The organism is Sphingobium sp. WR1 (assembly GCF_059693745.1).
Map to the genome: position 1 here is coordinate 108,848 of NZ_JCATID010000004.1, position 17,467 is coordinate 126,314.

Here is a 17,467-nt window from a genome sequence, read left to right on the forward strand (position 1 = left end):
CCCGCTTCGGCGGGCCGCGACTTTATCCTGCCTTCGGTGAACAGTCGCAAGAAGGACTGACATGACTCGAGCATTCCGTACTCTGATCCTGACCGCGATGGCACTATCCGGCTGCTCCGAACATCAAGCAGCGGACAAACCCGTCGTCGAGAATAAGGCCGAAGCGGGCGAACCCGTCTTCTACACGAAGTTGCCCACGAAGGAGTTCATGCTCCACGTGATGCAATATTCCGGTGATGGGATCTGGAAGCGGCAGGGCTGGGTGAGCAATGCCAGCGGCGATCATTCATTGTTCCCGAAGAACGATGGCGAATGGGAAGATGCCGAAAGTGCAAGTCTCGCCCTTGCGGAAATGACCAATGTCCTGCTGATCCCGGGCCGACGAGTAGAAGAGCCGGCTTGGGACGAGGCAGTCAAACGGGTCAGAAGCGTCGCGCTGGAGGCCGCCGCGGCAGCGGAAAAACGGGACCCGAGCGCTTTTCTGAAAGCCGGAGGTGATCTCGATGTCGCCTGCGACAGCTGCCACGAACGCTACGATCCGACATTCGCCAAGCCACAGGAATGAGCTCTCATTAGACACCTCCTTTATCGCAGTTTTATCGCGATTATCCTCTGTGGTGGTCTCAGAGTCGGTGCCGAAATTAAACTGCATAGATGCCTTGCGATCCGCCTGGTGGCGAGCTGGATCGAGGCGACGGAGATCCCTAGGCGGTCGCGGATGCGATAGTCTGTTCGAAGTCCTTGGCAGGCGGCGGTTTCGGTTGAGCCATGCAAGAGTTCGCTCGACAACCCAGCGCCTTGGCAGGACTTCGAAGCCGCTGGCAGCGTCTAAGCGTTTGATGATCTCTACCGTCCATTCCCCGGTGCGCTTCAAGGCGTCCTTGAGCTTGCTTCCCGAATAGCCGCCGTCGGCAAACACGTGGCGTAGCCACGGGAAGCATCCCAGGATCTCTGTGAGCACCAGTGGCGCACCGTCTCGATCCTGAATATCGGCGGTGTGAATGACGGCATGGACCAGATACCCTTGGGTATCGCTGAGGATATCGCCTGGCGTCACCCGAGACCCAGGTCGACATGCGCAAGGGCGCGATCCCGCCCGCCCTTGACCATCTTCCAGGTCGGGATAGCAAGCGCCGCCGTGACCGCGAACAGGGACAGCAGAAGGGCAAGCAGGCGCGCAATCATGGTCATGCGCCCTGCTCCAGCGTCACGGCATACAGACCATGGTGGGACAGGATGAACAGCGTTCGCCCCTCTTTCCCCCCGATAACCAGTTGCAACGGGCGTTCAGGCACGTCGATCCGCCCGATTTCCCGCCCATCGGCGGCGTGGACGAAAATCTGCCCATTGGCGATATAGACCCGCCCTTCCCGGTCGCGCACGACGCCCTCGCCGCCCCGCTCCGCGAAGATGGCCAGGTCGGTCATGGCGCCGCCTGCGCCGACCACGGCGCTATATGTCCGGTTTTCAGAGCCGTTGGTTATGTAGACGCGCTCGCCCGGCTTGCCCTGGATGAACCCGTAGCTGTCGAGCGAGTCCGAAAAGCGCAGGCCGCGATGGTCCGCCGGTCCCTGCGCGAAGACGCGCCATGCCGGCAGGGTGACGCTGCCGTCGGGCGAGACATATTCCCTGGCCTTGGGCAGCGCCATATCGCGCGCGAACATGTCCGCCAACGTCGTGAATGCATAGGTCTTGGGATCGATCTGATCCTTGAACTCACCATTGTTCCACCAGTTGACGGGCAGCACCGTGGCTGCGCCTGGATGCGGAGCCACGGATGTCGCGGGAATGACGCTGATCTCGCTGTCCGGCGCATCGGGCCTGACGCTATAGACCGTGCCGTTGCGGCCATAGGAGGAAAGAACCAGCAAGTTGCCCGAACGATCCACAGTCAGGTTGACCGGATCGAGCGTGGCGTCGCGCACCATTTCCAGCCGTCCTTGATCGGACCAGCGCCAGATGCGCTGGAACTTGCGGTCGATGAAATAGAAACGCCCTTGCGCGTCCACTGCGCCGCCGCCGGCAGAGTGGAAACCTGCTGCGAGTTTCTCCACCCTGGCGCCCAGGAAGGTGGAGGGCGTGACCGGATCGGGCTTGGCCGGCACATCCAGCACGGCAAACTCCCGCTCGCGCACGTCGAGCCCATGGGTCACGTCCCTTATGCTATTCTCGAACGGGAATTTGGTGAGCCGCAAAAAGGTCGCGCAGCCATTTTCGTCGCAGGTGGCAAGGCCGCTTTCGCCATTCACATGGACGTTGCGGAAACGGATATCATGGGAATTATAGAGGGTGACGGCGGCCGGCGCAGGCTCACGGGTGCGGGTGACGCGATAGCCGTGGAAGTTGGCGACCAATATATTGTGGGAATTGCGGATCTCCAGCGCGACGGCATTGCCGCTCTCGCCCGCTTCACCTTCGGTCTGGGGCGCCAGCAATTCCCAGTTGGAAACGCGGTTGAGGCCGATTTCGGTGCGGACATGATGTTCGACCGACGCCTGGATCAGACGACCGGGCGTGTCCGTGTCGGATATCAATATGCCGGGATGACCGAAGGTGCTGGGACTCCAGATATTGGCGAAGGTGCCACCACCGCCCTGCGTGACCCAGAGGCTGGCATATTGGCCGGCCCAGCGGCGCGCGGCGTCGGGATCAGCGGTAGCATTGTTATTATAGGGCGTGACGCGGCTGCCATCGAAGCGATCGGTGCCATGGCCACCCTGGAACTTGACGTCGTTGACCATCGAGTGGGCGCCCGCTTTCCACAGCAGCGCGGTGGCGCGCGGATTGGCGCCGTTGGTGTTGAGGCCAAGGCCCGCGACGATCGCATCGCCGCCCTGGGCGCTTTCGACCAGCGCCTTGGGCGCACCGACCCCCGCCCAGGCGGGGGTCGTGTCGGGCAGCACGATCTGCGTCAGGCTGGGGTGCAAGCCCAGCAGCACCGTGCCGGGGCGTAGACGCAGCGTATCGCTGACCCGATAGAAGCCCGCGGGCAGATAGACGACACGATGGCTATCGATCGCCTTCTGGATCGCGGCCGTATCGTCCGTGCTGTCATCGCCCTTTGCACCGAATGTGCGGACGCTCACCCATTCGGATACCGACGGCAGCGCACGAATGGCGGGCGCGGCCGGCGCGGGCAGGCTCGCGATGCGTTCCGCCTCCATCTCGGTTCTATATTCGCCGATGCGGCCAAGACCGGGCAGGGTCAGGCCATGGGTGAAGGATGTGACCTTATAAGCCGCGCCCGCGCCTGCCACCGTCCGGCCGCTCTCGCGGAAGCGGGCGAAAGTCGGGCTATTGGCGGCCAGCACATTCTGGAAGCCGATCTGGGTATAGACATTCTTCTCGTTGGAGATGAGGACGCCGGCCTTCGACACATTTTCGAACCGGACATCCTGGCCCCAGAGCCAGTCGCCATAGCCGCGATCGATCTCGATTCCGACCGGCACATTGCGGAAAGCGACGTTGACGAGGGTCAGGCCCGCTTCATGCTCGCGAATGGCCGCGTCACGCTGCCCTTCGAAGGTCGCGTCGACCAGCGCGAACGGCCAGGCGGGCGACGGCTTCTCGGCCAATATGCCATAGCGGCCACCCCTGAAATGCAGGTCTTCGGCTTCGTTGGCGACATGGTAGAGACCGGCCAGGCCAGAGCCGATGTCGAAATCGACATGGCTGACGAAGCTATGCTGCGCGGAATGGAAACGGATCGCGGTGGCGGCCGGATTGCCGTCCAGGATACGGAAATCGATATTGGCAAGCGCGGAATAGAAGGTGCCGGGATTGGCGTCGGCTATGTCCTTGTTGAAGGGCACAGTGCCGGCAGGCGGGAAGGCGGCAGGCCGGGTGTCCTTGTCGGTCTGACGCGTGCTACCGGTGAACATCAGCATATGGGCGACGCCGCGCTGGAAGCCGGGCGTGTTCTTGCCGAGCAGGATGATCGGCCGTTTCTCACCGATGCCGAAGATGCGGACCCCCGGCCAGAGGAACAGGGTGCGGCTGATCCGATAGGTCCCGGCGGGCAAAAAAACGATGCCACCACCGCCCTTCTCCGCCGCCTTGTCGATTGCCTCCTGGATCGCGGCGCTGTCGTCGGCGCGGCCATCACCCACCCCTTGCACGGCGACGGCGCGGGGTTCGTCGGGCGCGCTGACATAGACGGACGGGGAAGCCTGCGCCGTCTGGACCGCCGCCAGACAGAGCAGCATCGATGCGCAGGCGCCGATCAAACAGCGATACATTCGGCAAGCTCCGAAAAGAAGATGTCCCGGCCGTGCAGAACCGGGACGAGGTTGGGGGAGATCAGGGACGATCAGAAGTTGAAGCGGACACCCGCGCGATAGATGCGGCCCAGCGTGTCGTAGAGCGCCGGATTGATATCCAGACCGGTATTGGTCTGGGGCGATGCGACCGGGTCCTTATCGAACAGATTATCGACCTTGCCATAGATGGACAGACGGTCGCTGAACTTGAAGGTCGCGCCGATATCCATATAGAAGGCGCCCTTCATCCTGTTATAATCGATGGTCGGATGATTCCCGGTCGAGGCGGGGCAGGACGACTGGCAGACCACATATTGGTTGCCGAAGGTGCCGTCGCTGAACCAGCGTTCCTGCACCGTCAGGCTGAACCTGCCGCTGTCATAGGTTTGCACCGCCAGCCATTTCCAGTCGGGCGTATTGCCGTTGTTGGCGCCGGCCTGATCGACCGGGTCCACGCCGGCGACGCCAGCATTGACGATGAATTTGCGGATATGGGTGCCCAGCGCGCGGACGGTGAAATTGCCGGGCAGCCCAAGCGGCTGCTGCCACTGGTAGCTGGCCTCGATATCGAACCCGCTGGTCCGCCAGGAGGCGAGATTGAACGGCTGGACATTGATGAAATTGTCCTGAACATTGGCATTGTCGAGGCTGAAGCCGCCGCAGAAGGCCTGATTGCCATCGAAGCAGAATTGCACGATCTGCTGCGCTGACAGGCTGGAGATAACTCCCTTCAGCTTGATGTCATAATAGTCGAAGGACAGGCTGAGGCCCGGCAGCCAGGACGGCCGCGCCAGAACGATGCCGATTTCGGTGTTGCGCGCGATTTCCGGCTTCAGATTGGGGTTGCCGATCGTTCTCTGGAACGCCTGCACGGCGGCGCCCTGGAAGGGGTCGTTGAAATTGGGCAGCGTCGTGACGGTCGGCGCCGCGAACAGCTCCGACAGGTTGGGCGCACGCACGTCGCGCGACGTCACGGCACGCAGGCGAATGCCGTCGAGCGGCGTGTCCCAGGTACCGCCCACCTTCCACGCCCACACGGTGCCCGACGTGCTATAATGGGTGCCGCGACCGGCGGCATTCAGGTTCGCACGGCCCACCGACTGGCTGTCGAACAGCGGCAGGTCGACTTCCAGAAAACCTTCATAGACTTCGTATTTGCCGCGGCCATTCTTGTAATTGCCGGCTGCCCAGTTATTGCCCTGCGCTGCGTTGAGCAGCGGATCGGCGGGATAGTCCGGGCTGTTGGGGCTGAGGTCCGAAACGCCGGCGCCATAGGGGTCCGCATTCACCCGGTAGAATTCCCGACGATATTCGCCGCCGAACGCGACCGACACCGGCCCGGCCCACAACTCGAAGGGATTGCCCGAGAAGTTCAGGCTGGCGACGTCCTGGGTCAGCTTGGTGTGCTGGAACGGACCATTTTCATGCGGGGCGACATAGGCGAGCGCCGACGCAGAGGGGGTGAAGCCGCCGAAGATGTTGATCGGCTGGCAGCCATTGGCCCGCGCCACCGGATCGGCGCAAATGATCGCCCCGTTGAGGGTGATCGCATTGGCCGCCGCCGCATAGCGGTTCTGAAGGACAATATCCTTCACCCGGATGTCGGAAATGGTGATGCCATGTTCATAATAGGCGTCATAGTTCCAGTCGGAGCCGCCGACCTCGAACTTGCCCTTGGCCCCGGCGACGAAGCGATATTGGCGCCGGTCAGTATAGACTTGCGGATCGGGGAAGGCAGCGTTGCTCGACCCGAAATTGAAGAAGGTAATGCCGGCAGTGGCACAGCGATCCTTGACCAGTTGCGGCAGGAAGGCGTTGGCGCATTCGACCCTGAGGCTCGCGCGGCCATAGCCGGGGCTGGGTTGATTGTTGGTCTTCACCTGCGCCACATTGACCGTGACATAGGCTTCATTGTCCTCGGCAAAGTCGAAGCCGATCCGGCCATAGCCGTTGATGCGCTCCAGCTTGGACTTGAGCGACGCGCCCGACCCCGGCGCGCCCGACAGATCGCCGCCCTCGCAAAAGCTGTTGCCGGGATAGCAGTTGGTGACGGCGCCGGTGCCGGTCGGCTGGCCGTTCGACCCATAGTTGAAATTATAGGGCGTGCCATTCTGATCGAAGGCGATGCCCTGCAACGGACCATTGTTGATCAGGCCGTAGCGCGCGAACTGATAGGGTTGCGCATAGTCGCGATAGTTGAACTGCGGCAGGCCATTATTGGTCTGGCCGGTATTCATCAAGGTGGTGGCGCGATACCAGTCGCGGCTGCCGGCCAGGTCCGTGCCGAAATCGCCCGCGCCGACGCCGCCTTCATGGTCATATTCACCGCTGAGGACGAGATGGAGGCGATCGTCCATGAAGGACTTGCCATAGGCGGCCTGGACCAGCGCCGTCTCGTCATCGCCATATTTGGTGATGCTGCCCAGGATATTGCCCTTGAATCCTTCGAAATGGGTGTCGGTGATGAAGTTGACGACGCCGCCGACCGCGTCCGACCCATAGGAAGCCGAGGCGCCGCCGGTCACGACGTCGACCCGCTTCACCAGCAGTTGCGGGAACATGCTGATGTCGGGCACGCCGGTAACGTTGGCGCCGACCACGCGCTGGCCGTCGAGCAGCGTCAGGGTGCGGATGGGCTGGAGGCCGCGCAGCGAGAAGGAGCTCAGCCCCTGCTGGCCGCTCGACGTGCTGAAGGTGCCGGTCGCCGCGCCGGTCGATCCCTGGAGCGAAGGCAGCTGGGCCACGGTGTTGAAGATATTGGGCTGCGCATTGTTGGCGATCTGCTCCTCGCCGATAACCGTGGTGGGCGTGGGCGCATTGAAACCGCTGGTGGTGATGCGCGATCCGGTGACGACGATATCGGCGGCGCGCGGCGCGGACGCATCGTCGGCCTGGTCCTGCGGCGTGATGCTCTGGGGCTGCGGCGCGGGGGCGGACTGGGTCGGGGTCTGGGTCTGGGCCTGCGCCAGTCCGGCCAAGGCCATGGTCGCCACCGCCGCCAGGCTGACGCCGGCCAGTTGCCGATGGATTGCGATCGTCACTTTCATTGATCCTTCCCCTTTATATCCGACCCATCCTCCCGGAGCCGGTCGCGCCCATGTCGGGCGATCCTACAAAGCCTATCCCCGCGCCCCGTCCGCCGCACTTACGACATAGGTCGTAGATGCTGCCGGAAGCCCTGATTTCAGGGCTTTGCCGCGTAGAGCGCGTGATGCGTCAAGATGAAGAGCGTGCGCTTGTCCGGCCCGCCGAACAGGATCTGCAACGGCCGGTCCGGCACGTCGATGCGTCCCGTTTCCTTGCCGTCGGGACCATAGACAAAGATCTGCCCGTTCGCGACATAGACGCGCCCCTGACCATCCACCGCGACGCTTTCGCCGCCGCGATTGGCGAAGGGCTTGAGGTCGGTCAGCGTGCCGCCCGCGCCGACCGTACCGCTATAGGTTATATTCTCCGACCCATTGGTGACGAACAGGCGCTCGCCCGGCTTGCCGCCGATGAGGCCGTTCGCGTTCAGGCTGTCGGACCAGCGCCAGCCTGTATGATCGATGGGGCCCTGCTGCCATGTGCGGAAGGCGGGCAGGGACAGGCTGCCGTCGGGGGAGAGATATTCCTTCGCCTTGGGCGTGCCGGCGTCGCGCGCGAACATCTCGGCGAGCGTGGTGAACGCATATGTCTTGTGGTCGAGCTGGTCCCTGAACTCGCCATTATTCCACCAGTTGACCGGCAGCAGCGTCTTCGCCGCGCCGCCCGCGCGTATCGGGGTCGGCTGGATCAGCGTCATCTGGTCCTTCGGCCCTTCCGGATCGACAGAATAGACGCCCGCCTTCGGCCCCAGAGAGGACAGGACCAGCAGATGACCCGACCCGTCGATCGCCAGATTGACCGGATCGAGCGCATGGTCGCGAACGATCTCCAGTCCCTTGGTTTCGCTCCAGCGATGGATGCGCTGGAAGCGGCGGTCGATGAAGTAGAGCGCGCCCTTGGCGTCCACCGCCGCGCCGGAGATCGACCAAAAGCCATCCTCCAGCTTCTCGACCCTGGCGCTGCTGGGCGAGACCGGCGTGATCTTGCGGTCGGCCGCGCCGATGTCGAGCTTGGCAAATTCCCGCTCGCGCACCAGCAGCTTGCGGCTCACATCCTCGATCGCATTGTCGAACGGATATTTGCTTGCCCGCAGGAAAGTGCCGCAGCCTTCGTCGTCGCAGGTCGCATAGCCGCTCTCGGCATTGATATGGACGTTGCGGAAACGGATATCGCTCGAATTGGTCAGCCTGACCGCGCTTTTTTCCGGCGCATAGGTGCGCGTCACGCGATAGCCATGATAGTTGGCGAACAGCAGATTTTTCGAATTGCGGATGTCGAGCGAGATGGCGTCCGGGCCGTCATCCACCTCCTGCTCGGTTTGCGGCGCCAGAAACTCCCAATTCTGCACATTGTCGAGCACGAATTCGTTACGGGCATGATGTTCGACCGACATTTCATAGACATGGCCGGGCGTGCTGGTGTCGGTGATATAGAATCCAGCCTGCGCGAAACTGTTGGGACTCCACACGTCGGCGAAGGTACCGCCGCCGCCGTCCGTCACCCAGATGCTGGGATATTGGGCGTCCAGCCGTCCGTCGGTGACCGGATCACCCGTATTGACCCGCAAGGCGCCCAGCATCTTGCCGTCGGCGGTCGGCGTGCCGCCGCCGCCCATAATCTTCACGTCCTCGACCAGGCTTTTCTCGCCCGATCGCCACAGCAGCGCCGAAGCGCGCGGATTGATGCGGCCGGTGAAGAGGCCAAGGCCCGACAGGATATTGTCGCCGCCTTTGGGGCTTTCGAGAATCGGCAGCACCGGGCCGAGACCCGCATGGGCAGGATTGTCGTCGGGAATATAGAGTTGCGTGATGGCGGGATGCAGGCCGATCAGCACGCTGTCGGGGCGGATGGTGAGCTTGTTCGTGATCTTGTAGAAGCCGACCGGGAAATAGAGGATGCGATGGCTGTCGATCGCCTTCTGGATCGCGACGGTGTCGTCGGCCTTACCGTCGCCCATCGCGCCCAATGTGCGGATATTGACCCATTCGCGCATCGGCGGCAGGTCGCGAATGGCCCTTTCGCGCGGCGCGGGCATGGCGGGCAGGACCTGAATATCCGCTTCCGTCTTATATTCGCCCTGATGGCCCAGGTCCGGCACGGCGAGGCCGTAGGAGAAATTTGCGACCCTATAGGCCTTGCCCTTGCCATCCACCGTCCTGCCGCTGTCGCGGAAGCGGGCGAAGACCGGACTGTTCTGGACAAGCGCATTGTCGAAACCGACCTGGGTGAAGACATTATTCTCGTTGGAGATGACGACGCCGGCCTTCGACACATTTTCGAACCGGACATCCTTGCCCCAGAGGCTGTCGCTATAGCCCCGGTCGATCTCGATCCCGACCGGCGTGTTGCGGATCGCGACGTTGACGAGGGTAAGATCGACCTCATGCTCGCGGATGGCGGCGTCGCGCTGGCCGTCGAAGGTCGAGTCCAGAAGGGTGAACTGCCAGGCGGGGGAGGTCTTTTCCGTGACGATGCCGTAGCGGCCGCCCTGGAAATGGACATTCTCGATGACATTGCCGGCTTGATAGACGCCGGCGAACGCCGTGCCCAGGCGGAACTCCATGTGGCTGAGGAAGGCATGCTGCGCCATGCGGAAGCGCACGCCCGCAGCCGCCGGATTGCCCGCGCCGATCTCGATATCGACATTGCTCATCGACGAATAGAAGGTGCCGGAATTGGCATCCCGGACCACTTTGTCGCGCGGTACGACGGTCGGCACCGGAACGGGCACCTTGCCGACATTATACTGATCGCCGCCCGCGAAGATGACCATCGTCGACACGCCCTGCTGAAATCCCGGTGTGTCGGCGCCCAGCAGGATGACCGGCCGGGTAGGACCGACGCCATAGACGCGCACGCCCGCCGGTACGATCAGGCTGCGCGTGATGCGATAGGTGCCGGACGGCAGGAAGACGATGCCATGGCCGGTCTTGTCGCGCGCCTGGTCCAGCGCCTGCTGGATCGCCGCGCTGTCGTCGGCCTTGCCGTCGCCCTTCGCCTTGACCGTGACGGCATGGGGTTCGTCCGGCGCGACGGGGAAAACCGACGGGCTTGCGGCCCGGGCCGGCGCTCCCAAAGTGGTCGCCGCCAACAAAGCCGCGATCATGCTGCGTCCGATCATAGCCGCCTCTCCATGCTGTTATCTACCTGGGATCGCCTGATTAAAGATCCGGCCTGGACTTGGCACTTGCGACGAAGGTCGTAGTTTGCACGCGGCGATCCGCGATTCTATAGCGAGGGAACAGTGTCGCGGCGCCGTTCGACGCCGTCCGTCTGCAAGGGACGTCGCTTTGTTATCATCCTTGGCCCCTTCGTCCGCTCTCGCCGTGATCGTCATGGGTGTGAGCGGCTGCGGCAAATCGACGCTGGGCGCCCTGCTGGCGGACGCCATGGCCTGTCCCTTCCTGGAGGGGGACAGTTTCCATGCCCCCGCTGCGATCGAGAAGATGCGCGGCGGGCAGCCGCTGACCGACGAGGATCGCTGGCCCTGGCTCGACCGGCTGGGCGCCGCGACTGCGACAGCGAGTGAGACATATGGCGCAGCGGTCGCGGCCTGCTCCGCGTTGCGGGAAAGCTACCGGGACCGGCTGCGATCGGCGATCGGCAGCCATGTGCGGTTTGTGCTGCTGGACAATAGCCGGGAGGAATTGTTGGCCCGGCTCAACAACCGGCCCGGCCATTATATGCCAGCGACCCTGCTGGACAGCCAGATCGCGACATTGGAGCGCCCGGCCCCCGATGCGCGCACGATGATCCTGACCACCGATGTCGCGCCGGAACAGTTGCGGGACCAGGTGCTGGCCTGGCTAAGCTGAAGCGCTTCAGGGCAATCGCTTCAGGGCATCAGGCGACGGCGCCCTTCCCACAGATGCCAGCGCATGGCGAGCGCTGCGCCTTCGGGATCCTGGGCGCGGATGGCGGCGACGATCTGCTCATGTTCGCGCAGCATCGTGGCGATGACCTCCGGCGGGCGTGACCGGCTGATGTCGACGCCCGCCCGCATGATCTTGTCCACATCGCCATGCAGCGCGTCGAAGGCGAGCAGGAAGGCGGGATTGCCCGTCGCCTTGGCAATGCGGCGATGCAGTTCCATATCCTCGACATGGGCTGGTTCGCTGGACAGGAGTGCCGCGCGCAGCATCTCCATCCCTTCCTCCACATAGGCCATTTCCTGGGCGGTGCGACGGGTCGCGGCGAGGCGCGCCGCCTCCGCCTCCAACACGAAACGCACTTCATAACTGCCCAGCGTGGTCGGCAGCTCGGTCGATGCCATGAACATGGCCAGCCGGTCGGACGGGCGGCTCTTGACGAAGGAGCCGGCCCCGCGCCGCGCCTCCGTGATGCCGTCCGACGCCAGCCGCATCAGCGCCTCGCGCACGATCGCGCGCGACACGCCGAACATTTCCGCCAGCCGCGCCTCCGACGGCAGGCGCGCACCGACCTCCAGATCCTCCGCCTTGATGATGTCGACGACCTGCGCATAGACATGATCGGAAAGTCGCGACTGGCTCATCATGACCTCACCCCCCTGATCAGAAGATGCTGCTCGCGACAAGCACCAATAGCAGGCCGACGATCGCCACCACCGTCTCCATGATCGACCAGGTCCGGAACGTGCCGGGCATATCGGTGCCCAGATAGCTCTTCACCAGCCAGAAGCCCGGATCATTGACATGGGAGAAGAAGAGCGAGCCGGCGCCGATCGCCAGCACCATCCATTCGGGTTCCACGCCCGACGCCGCCACCAGCCCCTGCATCACACCGGCCGTGGTGATGGTCGCCACGGTGGCCGAGCCGGTCGCCAGGCGGATGCAGACCGATACGCTCCAGGCAAGCAGGATCGGCGAGATTGCGCCGCCCTGGGCAATGCGCACCAGCATGTCGGACAGGCCGGCCGTCACCAGCACCTGCTTAAGCGCGCCACCCGCCCCGATCGCCAGGATGATGCCGCCTGCGGGCGTCATCGCCTCCGTCCAGATCGCGTTCTGGATGGTGCGGTCGGTAATGCGACGGCCGAACAGCAGAGGCAGAGCGACCAACACCGCGACCAGCAGGGCGACGACCGGATCGCTGACCCAGGCCAGCCAGTGGAAATGGACGGCCATGGCTGGTGGCAGCAACGCGACCGCCTGACCGGCGGCGATCAGCACCACCGGCAGGAGCACCGCGGTCAGCGCGCGGCCCACCGAGGGCGTAGGGACATCTGCCTTCACCGGATCGAGCAGGGGCGGATTGAGCTTGACGCCCGGCGCCGTGAAGCGCGCCAGCAGGGGACCGGCGATGATCGCGGTCGGAATGCCGACGATAAGGCCGTAGACGAGCGTCAGGCCCAGATTCGCGCCCAGCGCATTGACCGCCAGCAGCGGCCCGGGATGCGGCGGCACCAGCGCATGAACCACCGACAAGCCCGACAGCGCGGGCAACATCAGGCGCAATTTGGCAGTGTCGCCATTTTGCCCGGCCGGCAGCGCCGCCGCCGCCGAAGCGACGATCGGCAGCAGCAGAACCAGGCCGGTTTCGAAAAAGAGCGGCAGGCCGATGACGATCGCGGTGAAGAGGCTGGCCCAGGGCGCGCCGCGCACACCCGACAGGCGCAGCGCGGCGCGCGCGAGGCCGCCCGCGCCGTCCGACAATTGCAGCATCGCGCCAAGGCCAAGGCCCAGAGCGACGACCAGGCCGGTCCCGCCCAATATGGCGCCCGCGCCCTTTTCGACCGCCTTGGCGGTTTCCTCCATCGGCAGTCCGGCGAGCAACCCCACGGTGAAGGCGCCGCAGAGCAGGCCGACAAAGGGATGGAGGCGCCCCCGGATGATGAGGGCGATGGACAGGGCGATACCCACGCTGGCGGCAAGGACAAGCCGATAGTCCGCCGGGCTCATCGCCGCTGCGCCCCGGCGCCGGCGGGGAAACCCATATCGGCAAACGCAGCCGAACGACGTATTGATAGCGCCATCCTACCCCTCTCCTAATCCGCTGGAATCCAGCGATTCAGCCCTATGAACCTTGAAATCTGTTAGACAGATTATAGAGGAAAATTCTCGATATCCTAGATTATTCGTGAAAACAGCCAATTTTTTGCTTGAAGCTGTCTGACTGATTCTCTTATTGTTAGCGTTACCGACTCCGATGCCGCCAGCGGGCCAATAAGTTGGCGCACTTTATCGGACCGAACAGGGAGAGGACGGATGCACTTCGCGATGGATTTGCACGATAGTCTCGATCAGCAGGAATTCGGACGCGTCGACCGTAGAGGCGCAGAACCGCCCCGCCTGACCCCGACCCAGATGAAGGTGCTGCGCTGCGTCCATTCGGGGCTGCTCAACAAACAGATCGCCTATGAACTGGGCATGGCCGAGGCTACAGTGAAGGTCCATATGACCGCGCTGATGCGCAAGCTCAATGTCCGTAACCGCACCCAGGCGGCCATCGCCGCCCGCAATCTGGGCTGGTTGCGCCCGGCCATGAGCCGCGTGGCGGACTGAACGATCCCTTCATGGGCTGGGAGGATGGCATGACGACCGGTTCCCGTCGCGAGATATTGGGTGGCCTTAGCGCCAGCATGATGCTGACAGGCCTGCACGCACGCGCGGCGACACCGCCGGCACGCAGGATCGGCTATGCGATCGTCGGCCTTGGCTCTTATGCCACGCGCCAGATCATGCCGAACTTCGCCGGGTGCGACCATGCCCGGCTGGTGGCGCTGGTCAGCGGCACACCCGCCAAGCTCGACCGATATGGCACGGAATATGGGATCCCGAAGACCCACCGCTACAGCTATGCCGACTATGACCGCATCCGCGACAATCCGGATATCGATGTGGTCTATGTCGTGCTGCCCAACAGTCTGCATGCCGAATATAGCATCCGCGCCGCCCAGGCCGGCAAGCATGTGATGTGCGAGAAGCCCATGGCGATATCCGTGGCGGAATGCCAGGCGATGATCGCCGCCTGCCGCAAGGCCGGCACGAAACTGATGATCGGCTATCGGTCGCGTTTCGAACCCTATAATCGGCTGGCGATCGATCTCGCGCGCAATGGCCATGTCGGGCCGACGCGGCTCATCACCGCCGATCACGGCTTTCCGATCAGGCCGGATCAGTGGCGGCTGGACCGGCCCCTGTCGGGTGGCGGATCGATGATGGACATCGGCATCTACAGCCTGAACGCCGCGCGCTATCTGACCGGGGAGGAACCGGTGGAGGTGAGCGCAGTCGACTCCACCGACCGGTCCGATCCGCGCTTCCGCACCGTGGAGGACCGGATCAGCTTCCTGCTGCGCTTTCCGTCCGGCATCATCGCCAATTGCATTTCCAGCTACAGTTCATCCCATAATGCGTATCGCGTCAGCGGCACACAGGGCTGGATCGATATGGAACCGGCGACACCCTATTCCGGCCAGACGATGACAATCCGCAAGGATGGCGTGACCGCGCCCCGCACGCTGCCCGCACCGGCGAAGAACCAGTTTGCCGGGCAGCTCGATCATATGGCCGAATGCATCATCGGCGGTGCGACGCCGATCGTGGCGGGTGAGGAAGGGCTGGCCGACCTGCGCGTGATAGAGGCGATCTATCAATCCGCCGCCGAGGGACGAAGCGTCAGGATCAACGCATGATCGCACGACGCACCGTGCTGGCAGGCCTGGCGAGTCTGCCGGTCGCGGCCATGGCTGCGCCGGCTCCCGCCCCGGCCGGTTTCATCCAACGCCTGGCGCCCGGCCTGGACGCGATCCTTCCGCCGTCCGCCAAGGTGGAATTTCTGGCGGAGGGATTCCGCTGGGCCGAAGGGCCGGTGTGGGCGCCGCAGGGCGATTATCTGCTGTTCAGCGATCCGCCCGCCAATATCGTCTATCGCTGGCGCCGGGGCGAAGGCGCCACGCCCTTCCTGTCGCCGTCCGGCGTTCAGGGTGAAATCCCGGCGGGGGTGCGGGAGGCGGGCCTCAACGGCCTGACCATCGACAAGGACGGCGCATTGGTCGCCGCGGACAGTGGCACGCGCGCGATCGTGCGCATCGACCTTCAGACCCGTAAGCGCACTATCCTGGCCGACCGGTTCGAGGGCCAGCGATTCCACAGTCCCAACGACCTGTGCATCGCGCCATCGGGCATGATCTATTTCACCGATCCGCCCTATGGCTTCACCGACGGTGATCAGTCCATCCTGCGCGAGTTGCCGCAGAACGGCCTTTATATGCTCGCTCCGGACGGCAAGGTGACGTTGCTGGACGGCAGCCATCACCGCCCCAACGGCGTGGCGATCGCGCCGGACGGGCGGACCCTGTATCTCGCCCTGTCGGACGAGAAACGGCCCGAAGTGCGAGCCTATACGATAGGCAGGGATGGGCGGCCGACCGGGCAGCGCCTGTTCCACGACTTCCGCCCCGAACTGGCGCAGAGCCAGCCGGGCCTGCCCGACGGGATCAAGGTTGGCCCCGGCGGCCATGTCTTCGCCACCGGGCCGGGCGGCGTCCATATATTGACGCCGGAGGGTGAAGCGCTGGGCCTGGTGGGCACCGGCAAGGCGGTCGCCAATATCTGTTTCGGCCAAGGCGGTGCCAGCCTGTTCCTGACATCGTCGGACAGGCTGGCGATGGTGCCGCTCTTGTCCTAGAGCCTGTTCCGATTAAATTGAATCGGAACAGGCTATATTTTTTGTTTTCAATGATTTAGCTACAATGGCCTTCGGCTCCGAGTCGTCAGATGTTCCATCTGACTTGAAATCGCTTTAGCGATAGCGGCCCATCGTCACCTTGATCCACACCGGCTGGTCGATCGGGTTCAGGCCATAATCGGTCTGATCGCCATTCCAGATGCGGTCCATAACCCAGGCGCCCTTATCGAAATGCCCTTCCTCGACCCGGACGACCATGCCGCCCGGCGCGCTGCCCGACTTGGGATCGAAGGAGACGCGGACATGGTCGCCGGTGAAGAGAAATTCATAGGCCGATAGCTGCGCAACCACCATGCCGCCGGTCGGCGCAGCCGTCCAGGCCGGCAGGTCCGTCTTGGGGAACCATGCGCGCTGGCCGAACTGCTAGTGACCGAAGCTGGCGATGATGGTCCAGTCGCCCATGGTCGTGCTGACCGGCGCGCCGTCATCCGGCTCGGCCGCGCCCCAGACGGGGTGGTCGAAGGCGATCTTCGCCCAGGGCGCCGCCGCCACGATCCGATATTTGGCGGCAAAGGCGTCCAGCGTCGCGTCGTCGAAACCCTTGGCACCCAGCGGGTTATAATAGCCGGTTCCACCCATGCCGAAGGGCGCAAAGCCGATCACGCCGCGGCCCAGCGCCGCCCAGAAATAGCGCGCATATTCAGCGGCATTGCCGATTTCCGGCATCATCAGCGCATTGTCCGCCCGGGTGTAGAGGTCGACATGCTTGAAGACATTGCGGCTCGCCCGGTCGTAAATGTCCGGCGCGGCCAGATCGAGCGAAGGCGCCGCCGCGCCACGCGCGAGGGGCTGCCGGTGAAAGACTATTTCGTCTGGAGCCTGATGGACAATTTCGAGTGGGAGGACGGCTATACCAAGCTGTTCGGTATCCACCATATGGACTTCAAGACCCAGAAGCGCCCCCAAGCTGTCCGCCGACTGGTATCGCGAGCTCGTGCGCAGCAACAAGCTGGTATGAATATGATCCTGGAGAATGGGATAGCTGCGCGGATGCAATCGACGTCTTGCCCGTTTCGCTTCCATCTCGGATAAGGCGGCAAAACCAAGGACCAGGGTGAGCGATCGCATCGTACACTGTTGGGTGAGTTGATCGGCGAAGAGCCGATCCGCAAATGCGCTGGCGAACTCGCTGTGAGGGCCATGAATCAGCTTACGATACAGTCTGCTACTCTGCAGAAAATGAATCTCTCCCATCTCGCCTCTCCTTCGCATGAACTGGGATGGAAAGGTCTAAATCTATGTCGATCAGGCCGCCGCTAGATCGTAAGCGATGTCCTCAGCCCACGTCGATTCAGCAGATGCGCCATATTGTGAAAATCGAGACCTATGCTTTCAGACAGGATAACCTCAACCATTGCATAGGGTGCCTCATTCTCGACAGTTCCGGGCCGTTTTCATTATAGATGAAACGTCAAATGGAGTTACCAATCGACTGAGGAGAGCAAAGCAAG

At 63.4% G+C, this 17,467-nt stretch carries 11 protein-coding genes and 3 pseudogenes; 6 read left to right on the forward strand and 8 right to left on the reverse strand.

Annotated elements, in window-relative coordinates; genetic code table 11:
• The first annotated feature begins 61 nt into the window (after positions 1 to 61).
• Positions 62 to 565: a hypothetical protein gene (locus tag AC58EF_RS07130; protein WP_497275604.1), complete on the forward strand. Its 504-nt coding sequence runs from the start codon at positions 62 to 64 to the stop codon at positions 563 to 565.
• 20 nt (positions 566 to 585) lie between these two features.
• On the opposite strand, the pseudogene AC58EF_RS07135 reads toward AC58EF_RS07130, so the two are convergent.
• The 5 genes and pseudogenes from AC58EF_RS07135 to AC58EF_RS07155 form a co-directional block, all read right to left on the reverse strand.
• A pseudogene (locus AC58EF_RS07135) lies at positions 586 to 1,042 on the reverse strand (transposase); the annotation flags it as partial.
• Between the two features lie 11 nt (positions 1,043 to 1,053).
• Complete coding sequence (locus AC58EF_RS07140; protein WP_497275606.1) at positions 1,054 to 1,191, reverse strand: hypothetical protein; 138 nt, start codon at positions 1,189 to 1,191, stop codon at positions 1,054 to 1,056.
• Positions 1,188 to 4,238 carry a glycosyl hydrolase family 28-related protein gene (locus AC58EF_RS07145; RefSeq protein WP_497275608.1) on the reverse strand — a complete coding sequence of 1,017 codons (3,051 nt, stop codon included), beginning with the start codon at positions 4,236 to 4,238 and terminating at the stop codon, positions 1,188 to 1,190. Before AC58EF_RS07145 ends, AC58EF_RS07140 begins: the two co-directional genes overlap by 4 nt.
• Before the next feature lie 71 nt (positions 4,239 to 4,309).
• On the reverse strand, positions 4,310 to 7,306 hold the full coding sequence (locus AC58EF_RS07150; RefSeq protein WP_497275610.1) for a TonB-dependent receptor plug domain-containing protein: 2,997 nt from the start codon (positions 7,304 to 7,306) through the stop codon (positions 4,310 to 4,312).
• A 137-nt stretch (positions 7,307 to 7,443) separates the two neighbouring features.
• The gene (locus AC58EF_RS07155) at positions 7,444 to 10,467 is read right to left on the reverse strand and encodes a glycosyl hydrolase family 28-related protein (RefSeq protein ID WP_497275612.1); all 3,024 of its coding nucleotides are present in this window, start codon (positions 10,465 to 10,467) and stop codon (positions 7,444 to 7,446) included.
• 214 nt (positions 10,468 to 10,681) lie between these two features.
• Between AC58EF_RS07155 and AC58EF_RS07160 the strand changes: the two genes are divergently transcribed.
• Positions 10,682 to 11,161 (forward strand): gluconokinase, encoded by a 480-nt coding sequence (locus tag AC58EF_RS07160; protein WP_497275845.1) that lies wholly within the window; start codon positions 10,682 to 10,684, stop codon positions 11,159 to 11,161.
• 20 nt (positions 11,162 to 11,181) lie between these two features.
• Here the strand turns inward: AC58EF_RS07160 and AC58EF_RS07165 are convergent, their stop codons facing one another.
• A complete protein-coding gene (locus AC58EF_RS07165; RefSeq protein ID WP_497275846.1) occupies positions 11,182 to 11,859 on the reverse strand; it encodes a FadR/GntR family transcriptional regulator in 678 nt (225 codons plus the stop codon).
• A gap of 19 nt (positions 11,860 to 11,878) precedes the next feature.
• Positions 11,879 to 13,225, reverse strand: coding sequence for a GntP family permease (locus AC58EF_RS07170; protein ID WP_497275613.1), 1,347 nt, complete (start codon positions 13,223 to 13,225; stop codon positions 11,879 to 11,881).
• A gap of 306 nt (positions 13,226 to 13,531) precedes the next feature.
• On the opposite strand from AC58EF_RS07170, the gene AC58EF_RS07175 reads away from it, so the two are divergent.
• Genes AC58EF_RS07175 through AC58EF_RS07185 form a run of 3 tightly spaced genes read left to right on the forward strand, consistent with a single transcriptional unit; the run spans position 13,532 to position 15,956 of the window.
• Entirely contained in the window at positions 13,532 to 13,828 is a 297-nt protein-coding gene (locus AC58EF_RS07175) for a response regulator transcription factor (RefSeq protein ID WP_497275615.1), read from the forward strand.
• 29 nt (positions 13,829 to 13,857) lie between these two features.
• Positions 13,858 to 14,961, forward strand: coding sequence for a Gfo/Idh/MocA family protein (locus AC58EF_RS07180; protein WP_497275617.1), 1,104 nt, complete (start codon positions 13,858 to 13,860; stop codon positions 14,959 to 14,961).
• Positions 14,958 to 15,956: an SMP-30/gluconolactonase/LRE family protein gene (locus tag AC58EF_RS07185; RefSeq protein WP_497275618.1), complete on the forward strand. Its 999-nt coding sequence runs from the start codon at positions 14,958 to 14,960 to the stop codon at positions 15,954 to 15,956. The genes AC58EF_RS07180 and AC58EF_RS07185 overlap by 4 nt, the downstream gene beginning before the upstream one ends.
• A gap of 114 nt (positions 15,957 to 16,070) precedes the next feature.
• On the opposite strand, the pseudogene AC58EF_RS07190 reads toward AC58EF_RS07185, so the two are convergent.
• Positions 16,071 to 16,790: pseudogene (locus AC58EF_RS07190) on the reverse strand (DUF5597 domain-containing protein); the annotation flags it as partial.
• On the opposite strand from AC58EF_RS07190, the pseudogene AC58EF_RS07195 reads away from it, so the two are divergent.
• Positions 16,785 to 16,974, forward strand: a pseudogene (locus tag AC58EF_RS07195) (family 1 glycosylhydrolase); the annotation flags it as partial. The pseudogenes AC58EF_RS07190 and AC58EF_RS07195 overlap by 6 nt on opposite strands.
• Between the last annotated feature and the right edge of the window lie 493 nt (positions 16,975 to 17,467).